14 protein-coding genes and 2 pseudogenes are annotated in these 16129 nt (G+C 63.4%); 7 read left to right on the top strand and 9 right to left on the bottom strand.

All coding sequences use genetic code 11. From position 1 onward, the window contains the following. Positions 1-194: 194 nt before the first annotated feature. Positions 195-593 (bottom strand): nuclear transport factor 2 family protein, encoded by a 399-nt coding sequence (locus CAF92_RS25500; protein WP_085602271.1) that lies wholly within the window; start codon positions 591-593, stop codon positions 195-197. Between the two features lie 115 nt (positions 594-708). On the opposite strand from CAF92_RS25500, the gene CAF92_RS25495 reads away from it, so the two are divergent. Next, the gene (locus tag CAF92_RS25495) at positions 709-1299 is read left to right on the top strand and encodes a GNAT family N-acetyltransferase (RefSeq protein ID WP_013974061.1); all 591 of its coding nucleotides are present in this window, start codon (positions 709-711) and stop codon (positions 1297-1299) included. Then, entirely contained in the window at positions 1296-2168 is an 873-nt protein-coding gene (locus CAF92_RS25490; protein WP_085602270.1) for a carbon-nitrogen hydrolase family protein, read from the top strand. Before CAF92_RS25495 ends, CAF92_RS25490 begins: the two co-directional genes overlap by 4 nt. Positions 2169-2289: 121 nt before the next feature. On the opposite strand, the gene CAF92_RS25485 is transcribed toward CAF92_RS25490, so the two are convergent. Further along, positions 2290-3813, bottom strand: coding sequence for a fumarate hydratase (locus CAF92_RS25485; protein WP_013974059.1), 1524 nt, complete (start codon positions 3811-3813; stop codon positions 2290-2292). Positions 3814-4187: 374 nt separating this feature from the next. Between CAF92_RS25485 and CAF92_RS25480 the strand changes: the two genes are divergently transcribed. Further along, positions 4188-5108: an iron-sulfur-binding ferredoxin reductase gene (locus CAF92_RS25480; RefSeq protein ID WP_085602269.1), complete on the top strand. Its 921-nt coding sequence runs from the start codon at positions 4188-4190 to the stop codon at positions 5106-5108. A gap of 139 nt (positions 5109-5247) precedes the next feature. Here the strand turns inward: CAF92_RS25480 and pyk are convergent, their stop codons facing one another. Further along, the gene (pyk, locus tag CAF92_RS25475) at positions 5248-6702 is read right to left on the bottom strand and encodes a pyruvate kinase (RefSeq protein ID WP_046617205.1); all 1455 of its coding nucleotides are present in this window, start codon (positions 6700-6702) and stop codon (positions 5248-5250) included. Between the two features lie 179 nt (positions 6703-6881). Between pyk and CAF92_RS25470 the strand changes: the two genes are divergently transcribed. From CAF92_RS25470 to sbcB, 3 genes are all read left to right on the top strand, one after another. Continuing rightward, positions 6882-7268 carry a hypothetical protein gene (locus CAF92_RS25470; protein ID WP_025340503.1) on the top strand — a complete coding sequence of 129 codons (387 nt, stop codon included), beginning with the start codon at positions 6882-6884 and terminating at the stop codon, positions 7266-7268. Positions 7269-7391: 123 nt separating this feature from the next. Beyond that, on the top strand, positions 7392-7751 hold the full coding sequence (locus CAF92_RS25465) for a PilZ domain-containing protein (protein WP_046617204.1): 360 nt from the start codon (positions 7392-7394) through the stop codon (positions 7749-7751). Positions 7752-7824: 73 nt separating this feature from the next. Then, on the top strand, positions 7825-9258 hold the full coding sequence (gene sbcB / locus CAF92_RS25460) for an exodeoxyribonuclease I (protein ID WP_085602268.1): 1434 nt from the start codon (positions 7825-7827) through the stop codon (positions 9256-9258). An 85-nt stretch (positions 9259-9343) separates the two neighbouring features. Here sbcB and mvaT read toward each other — a convergent pair whose 3' ends face one another. Then, on the bottom strand, positions 9344-9721 hold the full coding sequence (mvaT, locus tag CAF92_RS25455; RefSeq protein ID WP_003259590.1) for a histone-like nucleoid-structuring protein MvaT: 378 nt from the start codon (positions 9719-9721) through the stop codon (positions 9344-9346). Between the two features lie 284 nt (positions 9722-10005). On the opposite strand from mvaT, the gene purU reads away from it, so the two are divergent. Further along, positions 10006-10857, top strand: coding sequence for a formyltetrahydrofolate deformylase (gene purU / locus CAF92_RS25450; RefSeq protein WP_023662871.1), 852 nt, complete (start codon positions 10006-10008; stop codon positions 10855-10857). A gap of 286 nt (positions 10858-11143) precedes the next feature. Here purU and CAF92_RS25440 read toward each other — a convergent pair whose 3' ends face one another. From CAF92_RS25440 to CAF92_RS27930, 5 genes and pseudogenes are all read right to left on the bottom strand, one after another. Beyond that, positions 11144-12136, bottom strand: a complete 993-nt coding sequence (locus CAF92_RS25440) for a lysylphosphatidylglycerol synthase transmembrane domain-containing protein (RefSeq protein ID WP_085602266.1) — start codon at positions 12134-12136, stop codon at positions 11144-11146. Further along, on the bottom strand, positions 12133-12897 hold the full coding sequence (locus CAF92_RS25435) for a DUF2334 domain-containing protein (protein WP_085602265.1): 765 nt from the start codon (positions 12895-12897) through the stop codon (positions 12133-12135). Before CAF92_RS25435 ends, CAF92_RS25440 begins: the two co-directional genes overlap by 4 nt. Continuing rightward, positions 12890-14011, bottom strand: coding sequence for a glycosyltransferase family 1 protein (locus CAF92_RS25430; RefSeq protein WP_085602264.1), 1122 nt, complete (start codon positions 14009-14011; stop codon positions 12890-12892). The genes CAF92_RS25435 and CAF92_RS25430 overlap by 8 nt, the downstream gene beginning before the upstream one ends. Positions 14012-14253: 242 nt before the next feature. Then, positions 14254-14850 (bottom strand): annotated as a pseudogene (locus tag CAF92_RS27935) (methyl-accepting chemotaxis protein); the annotation flags it as partial. Positions 14851-15111: 261 nt separating this feature from the next. Next, positions 15112-16128 (bottom strand): annotated as a pseudogene (locus CAF92_RS27930) (cache domain-containing protein); the annotation flags it as partial. Position 16129 lies beyond the last annotated feature (1 nt).

The raw sequence follows: 16129 nt of genomic DNA, 5'->3' as shown, positions 1-16129 counted from the left end.
TCATCCAACTGTTCGGGCTCTCGCCAAAGTGGAACGGTGAATGGCAGCTTGTGCTCCCACACGTGCTCAAGGCACCTCTGGCATTCAGCTTGCCATTCACCGCTCTCACTTCAGATTCTAATCCCCTCTCAAGACACAAGCTGGCTTGCCAGCGATGAGGCCAGTGCAGGCAACACAGCTCAACTCAACCAGGCTTAACCCACCTGCTCAACCCAGTCATTGAGGTTGTAGTAGTTGGTCACCCGGGCAATCTTCCCGCAATGGATATAGAAGAACGCCCCCGCCGGCAGTACATAGGTCTGCCCGTTGGCCGCCGGCAACCCTTCGTCATCGGCCAGATATTCCCCATGCACGGTGAACTCGGCTGCCGCGCGGCTGCCGTCGGCGTTCTGCATCACTACGATATCGGCCAGGCGCTCGCGGTAGCAGCGGTTCATCTTGTCCATGAACGCTGCAAACCGCGCCTTGCCCATCTGCCGCTTGCCCTGGTTGATGTCGTGGATCACATCCTCGCTGAGCAGAGCGAGAAAGGCCGGCATGTCGCCAGCGTTGAAGGCGGCGTAGTAAGCATTTACCAGTTCGGTAGCGGTCATGGAACAATACCTGTCGTGGAGGGAAAAGGCGGGTCGTTGCTCCGGATGATAGGGTTTCCCCTCAAGCCCGGCTTAGCCGAGCGCGTCATCCACATCGACAAAACGACCGCCAAGCATGGAAATACGCCTGTTGCACGGCGCCGCTATCGCGCCTTACATCGATGACCTCGCTCGCCTGCGCCTTACCGTGTTCCGCGAGTTTCCCTACCTTTATGACGGCACCCCGGAGTACGAGGCCGACTACCTGGCCACCTATGCCCGCTCCGGGCGCAGCCTGGTGGTGCTGGCGCTGGACGACGGCAAGGTCGTTGGCGCCTCCACCGGCCTGCCGCTGGTCGATGTCGCCCCCGAGTTCCAGCAGCCGTTCCTGGCCCAGGGGCGCGACCCGGCCAGCGTGTACTACTTCGGTGAGTCGGTGGTACTGCCCGAGTACCGTGGCCAGGGCTTGGGGGTGCGCTTTTTCATCGAGCGCGAGTCCTACGCGCACAAGCTGGCCGAGTTCGACTACTGCGCGTTCTGCGCGGTAGAGCGGCCAGGTGTGCATCCACGGCGCCCCGCGGACTACAAGCCATTGCATGGCTTCTGGCGTAACCGCGGCTTCCTGCACGACCCGTCGCTGCGCACCAGCTACGCCTGGCGCGACCTGGACGAGCAGGAAAGCTCCGATAAGCTGATGTCGTTCTGGCTCAAGGAATTGCCGATATGATCCGCCTGGCGGCCTGCCAGTACGCCATCGAGCTGCATGAAACCTGGGAGGCCTATGCCGACCACCTGCAAGGCCTGTGCGCCGAAGCAGTGGAGGCGGGGGCCCGCCTGCTGCTGTTGCCGGAGTACGCCGGGCTGGTGCTCAGCGGGCAGCTGAGTGTCGAGCAGCGAGGTGACCTGAAGGCCTCCATCGCCGGCATCCAGCCGCTGATCGAACCCTGGAAAGCCCTGTGCGAGAGCCTTGCCCGGCGCTGGGGTATCTACCTGCAACCGGGTAGCGTACCGGTGCTGGACAGCGACGGGCGCTACCGCAACCGTGCCTGGCTGTTCGGCCCCAAGGGTGTGCTGGGTTTCCAGGACAAGCTGATGATGACCCGCTTCGAGCGCGAGCAGTGGGACATCGCGGCGGGGCAGGGGCTGCAGGTGTTCGACACCGAACTGGGGCGCCTGGGCATCCTGATCTGTTATGACAATGAATTCCCGATGCTGGCGCGACGCCTGGCCGAGGGTGGTGCCGACCTGATCCTGGCGCCGAGCTGTACCGACACCGAGGCGGGTTACCACCGGGTGCGTATCGGTGCCCAGGCGCGGGCGCTGGAGAACCAGATCGCGGTGTTGCAGAGCCCTACGGTCGGGCTGGCGCCCTGGTCGCCGGCGCTGGACGAGAATATCGGCCGTGCAGGGTTGTTCGTGCCACCGGATCATGGAATGCCGGGGGATGGGGTGGTGGCCTTGAGTGAAGAATCGAGCCCTGCCAACAGTCAGTGGCTGGTCTGTGAGGTGGACCTTGAGGAAGTACGGCGGGTGAGGCGGGAAGGGCAGGTGTTTACCCGCAGGGACTGGCCGGAGCAGTTTGACAGAGTCCTGTGAAAACAGCGGCGGCCTCTTCGCGGGCTTGCCCGCTCCCACAGGTACAGCGCAAGCCCGAGGGCTACGCGTTACCTGTGGGAGCGGGCAAGCCCGCGAAGAGGCCGCCGCCGTTACATCAGGCTTACTTCACTTCGACTGCCAGGCTCTGGGCAATCTTGCTCTGCCACAGGGCAGGGCCAGTGATGTGTACCGACTCACCGTTGCTGTCCACGGCGACGGTCACCGGCATGTCCTTGACCTCGAACTCGTAGATTGCTTCCATGCCCAGCTCGGCGAAGGCCAGGACCTTCGACTTGCGGATGGCCTGGGCTACCAGGTAGGCAGCGCCGCCGACGGCCATCAGGTACACGGCCTTGTTGTCCTTGATCGCTTCGATGGCGGCAGGGCCGCGCTCGGACTTGCCGATCATGCCCAGCAGGCCGGTCTGCTCGAGGATCTGGCGGGTGAACTTGTCCATGCGGGTGGCGGTGGTCGGGCCGGCAGGGCCTACCACTTCGTCACCGACCGGGTCGACCGGACCTACGTAGTAGATGAAGCGGCCCTTCAGGTCCACCGGCAGCTCTTCGCCACGGTTGAGCATTTCGACCATGCGCTTGTGCGCGGCGTCGCGGCCGGTCAGCATCTTGCCGTTGAGCAGGATGGTTTCGCCCGGCTTCCAGCTGGCGACTTCTTCCGGGGTGATGGCGTCGAGGTTGACGCGACGGGCGCTCGGGCCGGCTTCCCAGACGATTTCCGGGTAGGCGTCCAGCGACGGCGCTTCCAGTTCGGCCGGGCCGGAGCCATCGAGCACGAAGTGGGCGTGGCGGGTAGCGGCGCAGTTGGGGATCATGCACACCGGCAGCGAAGCGGCGTGAGTCGGGTAGTCCATGATCTTGACGTCGAGCACGGTGGTCAGGCCACCCAGGCCCTGGGCGCCAATGCCCAGCTGGTTGACCTTCTCGAACAGCTCCAGGCGGATTTCTTCCAGGCGGTTCTGCGGGCCACGGGCCTTCAGTTCGTGGATGTCGATGGACTCCATCAACACTTCCTTGGCCATCACGGCGGCCTTTTCGGCGGTACCGCCGATGCCGATGCCGAGCATGCCAGGCGGGCACCAGCCAGCGCCCATGGTCGGTACGGTCTTCAGTACCCAGTCGACGATCGAGTCGGACGGGTTGAGCATGGCCATCTTCGACTTGTTCTCCGAGCCGCCGCCCTTGGCTGCGACATCGACCTCGACCTTGTCGCCGGGGACGATGGAGTAGTGGATCACTGCCGGAGTGTTGTCCTTGGTGTTCTTGCGGGCACCGGCCGGGTCGGCCAGGATCGAAGCGCGCAGCACGTTTTCAGGCAGGTTGTAGGCGCGACGCACACCTTCGTTGATCATGTCGTCGACGCTCATGGTGGCGCCGTCCCAGCGCACGTCCATGCCCACGCGGATGAACACGGTGACGATACCGGTGTCCTGGCAGATTGGGCGATGGCCGGTGGCGCACATGCGCGAGTTGATCAGGATCTGGGCGATGGAATCGCGTGCAGCAGGCGACTCTTCACGCAGATAGGCCTCGTGCATGGCCTGGATGAAATCGACGGGGTGGTAGTACGAGATGAATTGCAGGGCGTCGGCGACGCTCTGAATCAGGTCGTCTTGCTTGATCACGGTCATGCAGCGCGCTCCTCTTAAAGACGGGAACATTCATTACGGCGCTCGACGGTGCCGACCAGCGTGTCGAAGCGCCTTGCAAGGCGCCGGCAGGTCGGGCCGACGGAAAAAGGCGCGGCAGTATAGCGCGCATCCGTGCCGGGCACACCTGCGGCCGGTCTGGGACCATGGTCGGCAGCTGGCAGGCATTGTTCTTGCTGACTTGTTGTTGAGATAGGATGCTTGGAAGGGGCTGCCCTGCAGCCCATTCGCCGGCAAGCCAGCTCCCACACCATTGCACCAGGCCTGAAGCTTGCACATTACCTGTGGGAGTTGGCTTGCCGGCGAATGGGCCGCAAAGCGCCCAGAAACTCAAGAGCTGGAAGAGATAGCTGAAAATGCCCGAACTTTGCGTGGGCGAGCGCCGCTGGGCGGTGCCGACCGGCAGCAACCTGCTCGATGCCTTGAACGAGGCCGGGCTGAATGTTCCCTACAGTTGCCGCGCCGGCAGTTGCCATGCCTGCCTGGTGCACTGTCTGGGCGGGCAACCGCTGGACGCCATGCCCGAGGCCCTGGCGCAGGACAAGCATGCCCAGGGCTGGCGCCTGGCCTGCCAGTGCCGGGTAGTCGAGGACCTGCGCGTCGCGCTGTTCGACCCGCAGCAGGATGGCGTGCCAGCGCAGGTCTGTGCCCTGGACTGGTTCGGCGATGTGCTGCGCGTGCGGCTACGCCCCGAACGGGCAATACGTTACCAGGCGGGGCAACATGTGGTGCTGTGGAATGGCGCGCTGGCGCGGCCTTACTCCTTGGCCAGCCTGCCGGGAGAAGATGATTTTCTCGAGTTTCATATCGACTGCCAGCGCCCCGGCGCCTTCTGTGACAAGGTCCGTGGCTTGCAGCTGGGTGATGTGCTGCGCCTGGGCGAACTCAGGGGTGGGGCCTTGCATTACGACCCGGACTGGCAGCAGCGGCCGCTGTGGTTGCTGGCGGCGGGGACCGGGTTGGCGCCGTTGTGGGGCATCTTGCGCGAGGCTCTGCGGCAGGGGCACCAAGGGGAAATCAGGGTCATGCATGTGGCGCGCGAAGGCGTTGGGCATTATCTGGCCGAGCCGTTGCGAGAGATGGCGAATGTGAATGTCGAGTTGGTACTGGCAGAGCAGCTGGATGAAGCGTTGGCCGGGTTGCGGCCGTCATCGCGGCAGACGGTGGCGCTGGTGTGCGGGGCGCCGGGGAGTGTCGAGCGGTTTGCCCGGCGGCTGTTCATTGCCGGGGTGCCGCGGGGGCAGGTGTTTGCTGATGTGTTTGTCGAGCATGCCTGAGGCATTTGTGTAGCCTGGGCTGGCCTCATCGCCGGCAAGCCAGCTCCCACAGGATTGCATCAGACCTGGGCCTGCGCGGTACCTGTGGGAGCTGGCTTGCCGGTGATTGGGCCGCAGAGCGGCCCCCCTCTGAAGCAGATCAACCGACCAGCGGATCACCGACATGCAGGATCTTCATCCCATTGGTGCCACCGATGGTGTGGTAGCTGTCACCCTTTGTCAGGATTACCCAGTCACCTTGCTCCACCAGGCCACGCTTGAGCAGTTCGTCGACCGCTGCCTGGCTCACCTTGTCGGCCGGCAGCGAGGCCGGGTCGAAGGCGATCGGGTACACGCCGCGGAACATCGAGGCGCGTGCCTGGGTGGCGCGGTGTGGCGACAGGGCGAAGATCGGCACGTGCGAACGCAGGCGCGACATGATCAGCGGGGTGTAGCCACTCTCGGTCAGGGCGATGATCGCCTTCACGCCCGGGAAGTGGTTGGCGGTGTACATGGCGGCAAGCGCGATGCTCTCGTCGCAGCGCTCGAAGGTGGTGTGCAGGCGGTGGCTGGACTTCTGGCTGGTCGGGTGCTTTTCGGCACCCAGGCAGATGCGGGCCATGGCCTGGACGGCTTCGATCGGGTAGGCACCGGCGGCACTCTCGGCCGACAGCATCACCGCGTCGGTGTTGTCCAGCACGGCGTTTGCCACGTCGGACACTTCGGCACGGGTCGGCATCGGGTTCTGGATCATCGACTCCATCATCTGGGTCGCCACGATCACCGCCTTGTTGTTGCGGCGGGCGTGCTGGATGATCTTCTTCTGGATGGCGATCAGTTCGGCGTCGCCGATTTCCACGCCCAGGTCGCCACGGGCGACCATGACGGCGTCGGAGGCCAGGATCAGCTTGTCGAGGGTTTCGTCGTCGGCCACCGCTTCGGCGCGTTCGATCTTGGCCACCAGCCAGGCGCTGCCGCCGGCTTCGTCACGCAGCTTGCGCGCGTATTCCATGTCGCTGGCGTCACGCGGGAAGGACACGGCCAGGTAGTCCAGGTCCATTTCCGCGGCCAGCTTGATGTCGGCCTTGTCTTTCTCGGTCAGAGCCGGTGCGGTCAGGCCGCCACCTTTACGGTTGATGCCTTTGTGGTCCGACAGCGGGCCACCGATGATCACCACGCAGTGCAGGGCATCTGCGGTGGCGGTTTCGACGCGCATCACCACGCGGCCATCGTCGAGCAGCAATTCGTCACCAACACCGCAGTCCTTGACCAGGTCGGGATAGTCGATACCGACGATGTCCTGGTTGCCTTCGGTCAGCGGGTGGGCGGTGGAGAAGGTGAACTTGTCACCGATCTTCAATTCGATGCGCTTGTTGGCGAACTTGGCGATGCGGATCTTCGGACCCTGCAGGTCGCCCAGCAGTGCAACATGGCGGCCGTTCTTGGCGGCGATGTCACGGATCAGGCGCGCGCGGGCCTTGTGCTCGTCCGGAGTGCCGTGGGAGAAGTTCAGGCGTGCCACGTCCAGGCCGGCGAGGATCAGCTGTTCGATCACTTCCGGCGAGTTGCTGGCGGGGCCAAGGGTGGCGACGATTTTGGTACGGCGGATGCTCATGCACAGACTCCTATAGTGAAGCGCAGCGAAAGGCTACTCCTGAATCTCGCTGTAGTCATTGTTCCGTTGCACTACCTGCAACCAAGGCAGGGTGGCATTTGAACGGGCAGGGTATCCTTGCAAAAGGGTGTGAAGATTTGCCGGCAAAGGCCGATACACTGGCATCAAAGGAGACCCCCATGCGAGCCCTGATCGTTTTAGCCCTGGCGGCCAGCGCCGTCGGCTGCACCCGCTGGTCCATGGACCACCACCTGAACAATGCCTACCGCGCCTACGACCGTGGCGATTGCGCACGGGTCATGCTCGAGCTGTCGCAGGTCGACCGCACCAGCCGTGCGCGACCGTTCATCCACCCCGAGGTGTCGCTGCTGCGCGGCCAGTGCCTCGAGCGCCAGGCCTTGTATGTGGATGCCGCGCAGACCTACCAGTACCTGATCCAGCAGTACCCGGGCAATGAATACGCCTATCGCGCCCAGGCACGCCTGCAGACCCTGGAGAAACTCGGCCATCTGCGCGGCGCCGAAGCCGCTGTGGCAAACCCGGTGACCGCCGCACCTTGGCGTTAACACCAAGGTGTGATTTATTTCACGGGATTTGCCGCGCGTGCTGCGCTAATCTGTAACTCAGCTGTTACAACAACCGCCAGTTCCACGTATTCCTGGCATCGGATACGGACTGCACTTGCGATCATGTTCAACAAGCGCCACATCGAACGCCATCAGCTGCCTTGTGTTCTCAAGGTGTTCAACCGCATTACCGGCCAGGCCATCGGCCAGCTGGGCAACGCCTCCGAAGACGGGCTGATGCTGATAAGCCAGCTACCTGTGCTGGTCGGGCCCGACTACGATCTGCAATTACGCCTGCCGCTGCTGGGTGGCGGGCATCAGTTCGTCAACCTTACCGCCAGCTGCCTGTGGTGCCGTGAAGACCAGACGCCCGGGCACTACGATTCGGGTTTCATGCTGCTGCAGGCGCCCCGCGAGTACGACGAATTCGTCCGCTCGTTGCGCGACTATTTCAGTTTCCACCCCGCCAACGCCTCTGTCTGAGCCTGCGGAGCCAAAGGGCCGAGCTCGCTGGAATCGCGCTAGAATCGGGTCGACCTCGATACAGGACGACCCCGTGACCTCCAGCATTTTCTGGCACGACTACGAAACCACCGGCATCAACCCGCGCTGCGACCGGCCGCTGCAGGTGGCCGGCGTGCGCACCGACTTCGACCTCAACGAAATCGACGAGCCGATCAGCCTCTATTGCCGTCCCTCCGACGATATCCTCCCGCACCCGGCCGCCTGCCTGGTGACCGGCATCACCCCGCAACTGCTGGCCGAGCAGGGCCTGTGCGAAGCCGAGTTCATGACCCGGGTGCACGCACAACTGGCGCACCCTGGAACCTGTGGCGCCGGCTACAACACCCTGCGCTTCGACGACGAAGTGACCCGCTACAGCCTGTACCGCAACTTTTTCGACCCTTATGCCCGAGAGTGGCAGGGCGGTAACAGCCGCTGGGACCTGATCGACATCGTACGCACGGCCTATGCATTGCGCCCGGACGGTATCGAGTGGCCGCAACAGGACGGGCGCACCAGCCTGCGCCTGGAGCTTCTGAGCAAGGCCAATGGCATCGACCATGGGCATGCCCACGAAGCGCTTTCCGACGTGCGGGCAACCATCGCCCTGGCCCGCCTGATCCGGCAGAAACAGCCCAAGTTGTATGACTGGCTGTTCCAGTTGCGCAGCAAGCATAAAGTGATGGAGCAGATCCGTTTGTTGCAGCCGCTGGTGCATATATCCGGGCGCTTCTCGGCGGCACGCAATTACCTTGGTGTCGTATTGCCATTGGCCTGGCACCCGCATAACCGCAATGCACTGATTGTGTGCGACCTGCATCAGGAAACCCTACCGTTAATACGGGAAAGTGCTGAAGTTCTACGCCAGCGTTTGTATACCCGCCATGAAGAACTGGCCGAAGGCGAATTACCCGTGCCGCTCAAACTGGTGCAGATCAATCGCTGCCCGGTGCTGGCGCCACTTTCGGTATTGCGCCCGGTCGATCAACAACGGTTGGGTCTGGACTTGACGTTGTTACAATTGCGCGGCGAAGAATTGGCCAGGCAACAGGCCCAATGGCAAGACAAACTGCAACACATCTACGGAAAGGAAGAATTCGCCCCGAGTGTAGACCCGGAACAACAATTGTATGACGGTTTTCTGAGGGACCGTGACCGCCGCTTATGCGAGCAAGTACGTGCACTGGAACCGGCGCAGTTGGGCCGTGGGCAGTGGATGTTCGATGACCCGCGCCTGCCTGAACTGTTGTTCCGATATCGGGCGCGAAACTTCCCGGAGACCCTGACCGGAGAAGAGCGGCAACGCTGGTTCAGCTTCTGCCAGCAGCGCCTGAGCGACCCGCATTGGGGCGCGCCGAACACGCTGGGCGACTTCGAACAGGCGCGGCAGCAGGCCTGGGAGGGCGCCGACGAGGCGGGGCGGCGTGTGTTGGAGGCGTGGCAGGTACATGCTCGGCAATTGCAGGCACAGTTTGCAATTGGCTGAGTGCTGACACAAAACGCGGACAAACAAAAACGCCGGCAATATGCCGGCGTTCTTGTTGCGATAAGCAGCAGGCGTATGCGGACAATCAGTCCAGCAGGGTCGCCCAGCTTTCAACCACATCGCCACCCCACTTGGCTTTCCATTCTTTCAGGGTTTTGTGGTTGCCGCCTTTGGTTTCGATCACTTCATTGTTGTGCGGGTTCTTGTATTGCTTGACCTTGCGCGCACGCTTGGTGGCGGTAGTCTTGACCGCACCACGTGGAGCCTTGCTCAGTTTCGACTCTGGGTCGAGCAGGGCAATCACGTCGCGCAGCGACTTGGAGTACTCGCCCATCAGTGTGCGCAGTTTGCCTTCGAACTCCAGTTCTTTCTTCAGCTTGTCATCCTGCGACAGGTTGGCCAGGCGGGCCTGAAGTTCCTTGATGGCTTCTTCGGTAGCGCGGTACTCGTTGATCAGGGACATGGAGTGTTCCTTAATGCGTGTTCAGAAATGTGTGGGGCAATAATAGACAGGCAATACTCGCAAGTAAACATATTGTTGGGCAATTAACTGTTAACTAACCTGTGACAACCATTCCTCTACGTGAACAAAAATTTACAATTAACCCTGCATTTCGTCATGTCTGTCAGGCAATGGCGGCGGTACATCTCGTCAGAAACACAGACCACGGCCGCTGCAATCAATACTGCGTTTTTCCTGTCGGGCCGCTAGAATGAGCGCCTTTGCGAAGTTCTGGAGTCTCATTCATGCGCACCTATCGTCTGGTGATCGCCTGCCCCGACCGTGTTGGCATCGTGGCGAAAGTCAGTAATTTCCTGGCCTTGTACAATGGCTGGATCAACGAAGCCAGCCACCACTCCGATGAGCAGAGCGGTTGGTTCTTCATGCGCCATGAAATCCGCGCCGAATCGCTGCCGTTCGGTATCGAAGCCTTCCGCGAGGCGTTTGCGCCGATCGCCGAAGAGTTCTCCATGACCTGGCGCATTACCGACTCGGCGCAGAAAAAGCGCGTGGTGCTGATGGCCAGCCGCGAGTCGCACTGCCTGGCCGACCTGCTGCACCGCTGGCACACCGATGAGCTGGACTGCGAGATCCCTTGCGTGATCTCCAACCACAACGACCTGCGCAGCATGGTCGAGTGGCACGGTATCCCGTTCTTCCATGTACCGGTCGACCCCAAGGACAAGGCCCCGGCCTTTGCCGAAGTATCGCGCCTGGTGCAGGAGCACGCCGCCGACGTGGTAGTGCTGGCCCGCTACATGCAGATCCTGCCGCCACAACTGTGCCAGGACTATGCTGAAAAGGTGATCAACATCCACCACAGCTTCCTGCCGTCGTTCGTCGGCGCCAAGCCGTATCACCAGGCCGCCCTGCGTGGTGTGAAGCTGATCGGTGCGACCTGCCACTACGTCACCGAAGAGCTGGACGCCGGCCCGATCATCGAGCAGGACGTGGTGCGTGTCAGCCATGCCGACAGCATCGACGACATGGTCCGCTTTGGCCGTGATGTGGAGAAGATGGTGTTGGCCCGTGGCCTGCGTTATCACCTGGAAGACCGGGTGCTGGTGCATGGCAACAAGACTGTAGTTTTTGATTGATGGCCTTGGGGCTGCCTTGCAGCCCATCGCCGGCAAGCCAGCTCCCACAGGGATTGCACATGGCTTGAGGTCGATGCGGTCGGTGTGGGAGCTGGCTTGCCGGCGAAAGGGGCGCGAAGCGCCCTCAGCAATCTGAGGTATAAGCCGATGGCCAAGCAGCGCAACCAACCCACCGCCTCACTCCCGCCCACCCTCGGTGAAGGCTGCCTGGCCCGCTACGACCCCGAAGCCCTGGCCGACACCGATGGCACCGATTTCCCCGGCGCCGCCGAACTTTGGCAGCAGCTCAACCCGCCTGACGCCGCCAGCGCTCCATCAGCGGGCGCGCCAGCAGGCACACGAACACCGGCCCACCCGCCAGCAGATAAAAGTAGTAAGTGACCGCCCGCCATATCAGGATCGCCGCAGCCGCAGTCGAACTGCCCACCAGTGGCGTCAGCAGGCTGGCCGAAGTCAGCTCGGCGGCACCGGCACCGCCAGGCAGCAAGCTGAACTGGCCGGCACTTAGCGACAGCATCTGTACCAGAAAGCTGGGGATCCACGCCAGGTCTACCCCCAATCCCCTCAATACCAGATACAACACGCTGTAGCGCAGGCCCCAGTGGGCACAGGTCAGGGTGAAAACCAGGGTCAGCGTACGCTTGGGCAGGCGCCAAGTCTGCGCCAGTGCGTCGATGAAGCGCAGCAGTTTGCGCGCCCAGCGCCGCTTGCGCTGGCGGCTCATGCCCAGGCGGCGCAGCAGCCTGCCGTTCACACGCATCACCGTGCGTCGGTAGCGAAGCAGGCCGATCACCAGGGTCAGTGCCGTGCACAGCAGCAACGCGCTGCCCAGCAACATGCTTTCCTGGCTGCGGCCCAGGCTGTGGAACAGTGCATAGCCGGCAATCGCCAGCATCGCGCAGAAAAAGAACACCAGGTCGTTCAGCTGGTCCATGGCAAACACCGCGCCGCTGCGCGCCGGGCCGATCCGGTCGCGTGCCAGCAGGGCCATCAGGGTCAAGGGGCCGCCGCTGCCGCCTGGGGTGGTACAGATGGCGAACTCGGTGGCCATCACCACACCCAGGCTGCGCAGGCGCCCAAGCCTTGCGCCTTGCTGGCCGAGCAGCAGGCGCAGGCGCATGGCGTTTATGACCCAGCACAGCAGGATCATGCCCAGCAGGGTCAGCATCAGGCTGGGGGCGAAGCGCTGCAGCCTCGGTAGCAGCTCGCTGCCACCGAGCAGGGCCGGCACCAGCACGGCGCCGAGCAGTGCCAGGGCCAGCCAGGCCAGGCGGCTCATGCGCTGGCCTGGCGGTCGAGCCAGGTGGACTTGGTCAGGGGCTCGCGCCCCTGCGCCAGTAGCGTGTGCAGGGTGTTCAGCCAATAGTCGCGGGACGCGCGATGGCGCATATCCACCGGATGCAGGCCCAGTCGCAGGGTCTGGGCGTCACGCCAGCGCCGGCATTGCCAGTCGCACAGCACCCGTGACAGGCCGCGGCGCCAAGCGCTGCGGGCGCTCCAGACCAGCCCCGGAGCCTTGATCGCGGTGAAGTCCGGTAAACGGTACAAGTGCTGTGGCGTGCTGGTGTAGCGCAGCGGCAGGCGGCGCAATGCCTGGCGGGTGCCTTCGCTCATCAGCCAGGCAGGTGCGACGAAGCCAGCCACCGGCCAGCCCTGCTGCGCGAACACGGCCAAGCCGTGCTCCAGGCGTTGCAGGGCCTGCTGCTGGTCGAGAGCGTAGAACTCGCCTTCATGGGTATAGATGCGGCGCATGAAGTACTCACCGGGCGTGCGCGGTGGCGGGCCGTTGTCGGCATGGTAGAAGCCGTGCAGGGCAAGCTCGTCACCCTGGGCCAGGCGCCGTTCGAGCAAGCGGCAGAAGGTGGGCGAGCGCTGCAGCGGGTTGCGGTGGTGGAAGTCCGGCACCACCAGCCAGGTCATGGGGATGCCGCCGATGGCGTCGACGGCCTGGACGAAGGGTTGATAGTCGGGCCAGGTCTCGGGCGCGACATCGTGCAGCACCAGCATCAGGCTGCGTGCTGCCGACAGTGGCTCAGCCATGGGCGCGGACCTGTGGCTGGTGGCCAAGCACGGCCTGGTAGTGCTGCAGCAGGCCGGCGACCACGTGGTCCCACGAATACTGCTGCTCGGCATGGCGTCGGGCCTGAGCCCCGAGCTTGCGTACGCCAGCCTCGAATGCCTCTTGCACGGCGGTCGCCATGGCCTGGCTATCGTTGGGGCGGCACAAGCGCCCGCACTGTTCGTTGACGATTTCGCCGAAAGCACCGGCGCGCACCGCCACCACCGGCGTGGCGCTGGCCATCGCTTCGAGAATGACCAGGCCGAAGGTTTCCTGGTCGCCGGCGTGCACCAGCAGGTCGGCGCTGGCCATCAGCCGGGCGACTTCTGGTGCCGGGCAGAAGTGATCGATCACACTGACGTTCTGCGGCACGTTGGCCGGCATGTTCGAGCCCACCAGCAGCAAGTGGTAGGGGGGGCCCAGGTGCCGCATGCACTCGAGCAGTACCGGCAGGTTCTTTTCCCGCGAGCCACGGCCGGCGTAGATCAGCAGGCGACTGGTGTCGGCAATGCCCAGTTCGGCACGCAGCTTCGGGTCGCGCTGGCTGGGGTGGAAGGTGGCCAGGTCGACGCCCAGGCGCTGCACGTGCACATCGCGCACCCCCAGGCGGCGCAACTTGTCGGCCATGACCTGGCTGGGGGCCAGGACCCGGTCGAAATTGCCGTACAGCTTGCTGACATAGGCCTCGACATTGGGGGTGAACCAGTTGCCCATGCGGTTGCTGACCAGCAGCGGCAGGTCGGAATGGTAGAAGCCGATCACCGGCACATCGAGCTTGCGCCGCGCTTCCAGCGCAGCCCAGGCGGTCAAGTAGGGGTCGCCGACTTCGATCAGGTCGGGCTTGAGCCTGCGCAGCACATTGCACCAGGGGGCCAGGCGCACCGGGAAGCGGTAGCCATTGCCGAACGGCAGCGGCGGTGCGGGCACCTGGTAGATGCCATCGGCGTGCTGGGCGCTGGCACCGGGTATCAGCAAGCTGTGGCGGACGCCCTGGATGGCGTCGAGGCGGTGGTGTTTGGCATCAAGATAGGTACGTACGCCGCCACTGGCGGGGGCGTAGAACATGGTGATGTCGGCGATGTGCACGATCAGCATCCCTCCGGGATCGTCTTCGGGTCTGTCATCCGGCGCTAACGGGCCGGCGATGACGCGCCTAAAGGTTGACCTATCAGAAGGATAGTTTGTTCGATCGGGGTTGGGTGGGGCGGGGAAGGCGGGGGAGCGGTACGGGCTTCTTCGCGGGCTTGCGCGCTCCCACAGGGATCACCACGCATTCAAGAGTGACGGAGATCCTGTGGGAGCGGGTTTGCCCGCGAAGCAGGCGACGCGGTTTGCGATCAGATGCGGAAGCTGCCCACCAGGTGCTTCAGGCGGCCGGCCTGCTGCTCCAGGTCAGAGCAGGCGCGCAGGGTAGCCTGCAGGTTTTCCACGCCCTCCTGGTTGAGCATGTTGATCTCGTTGATGTCCATGTTGATCGCCTCGACCACGGCAGTCTGCTCTTCGGTGGCGGTGGCCACCGACTGGTTCATGCCGTCGATCTCGCCGATGCGCACGGTAACGCTGTCCAGCCGCTCACCGGCCTGGTTGGCGATCTGCATGCTGTCCTGGCTGTGGCGCTGGCTCTGGTCCATGGTCTCGACCGATTCGCGCGCGCCGACCTGCAGTTCTTCGATCATGGTCTGCACCTGTTGCGCCGACTCCTGGGTGCGGTGCGCCAGGTTGCGTACTTCATCGGCGACAACCGCAAAACCACGCCCGGCTTCACCGGCGCGGGCCGCTTCGATGGCCGCGTTCAGCGCCAGCAGGTTGGTCTGCTGGGAAATGCTGGTGATCACCTCGAGGATCTGGCCGATATTGACGGTCTTGCTGTTCAGCGTCTCGATGTGCGCGCTGGAAGTGACGATCAGGTCGGACAGGCGGTTCATTGCCGCAATGTTGCGTTCCACCACCTGCTGCCCTTCTTCGGCCAGCAACCGCGCCGAACTGGCATGCTGCGAAGCCTGGGCGGCGTTGCCGGCAATTTCCTGGGCGGCGGCGCCCAGCTCGTTGATGGCGGCGGCCACGCTGTTGGTGCGGTTGGACTGTTCGTCGGAGTTGGTCATTGACGAGTTCGAGGCACTGATGACCCGCAGGGCTACTTCGTTGACCTGCTCGGTGGCCGAGGACACTTCGCGGATCGAGCTGTGGATACGCTCGACGAAACGGTTGAAGGCGCTGCCCAGGATGCCGAATTCGTCGTGGTTGTGGATAAGCAGGCGCTTGGTCAGGTCGCCCTCACCTTCGGCGATGTCTTCCATGGCGCGGGTCATGGTGTGCAGCGGCTGCATCAGCACACGGATCAGCAGGCCGAGCAGGCCGATGATGATCACCACCGCCACCAGCGTGGCGATCACCGCCGAGGTGCGGAAGGTGCTGAGCATCGAGAAGGCCTTGTCCTTGTCCACCGACAGGCCGATGTACCAGTTGGCCGACGGCAGGCCGGTGATCGGGGTGAAGGTCAGCAGGCGGGCCTGGCCTTCGCTCTGCACTTCGGTCAGCTCACCTGTCAGTTTCGGCGTGTGCTGCGGGAACAGGTCCGACAGTGACTTCATCACCAGGTCTTTGTCCGGGTGCACCAGGATCTTGCCTTGGTCGTTGACCAGGAAGGCATAGCCCATGCCGCCGAAGTTCAGCGAGTTGATGATCTGCACCAGGCCGTCCAGGGCCAGGTCGCCACCGACCACGCCGACACCGGCGGAAACCTTGCTGAGGATGCCGATGACCATCTTGTTGGTGGTCATGTCGATGTACGGCTCGGTCAGGGTTGCGCCAGCGGCGTTCATGCCGTCCTTGTACCAGGGACGGGTGCGTGGGTCGTAGCCGTCGGGCATTTTCGAGTCAGGGCGCACGCTGAAGCCACCGTCGACCTTGCCCAGGTAGACGGTGAGGAAGCTGGAAATCAGTGCATTCTGGCCCATCAGGGTTTCGGCGTTGGTCGGGTCCTGGGCTATGTTCTGTGCCAGGTTTTCCACCAGCTTGATACGGCCTTCGAACAGGTTGCGGATATTGGTCGAAGTGGAGGCGCCCATTTCAGCCAGATAGTTTTCGAGGTCCTCGCGGATCGCATTACGCTGGAGGTAATCGTTGTAGAGCGTGAAAAGGCTGAAGGCGAGTATCACGATCAGTGACGCTGCCAAAAGAATCTTGTGGCTGAAACGAAGGCTTTTGTTCATG

This window comes from Pseudomonas sp. B10(2017) (assembly GCF_002113295.1).
Taxonomy (GTDB): domain Bacteria; phylum Pseudomonadota; class Gammaproteobacteria; order Pseudomonadales; family Pseudomonadaceae; genus Aquipseudomonas; species Aquipseudomonas pudica.
The sequence above is the reverse complement of the archived record's forward strand: the minus strand, read 5'-3'. Positions and strand labels throughout refer to the sequence as shown.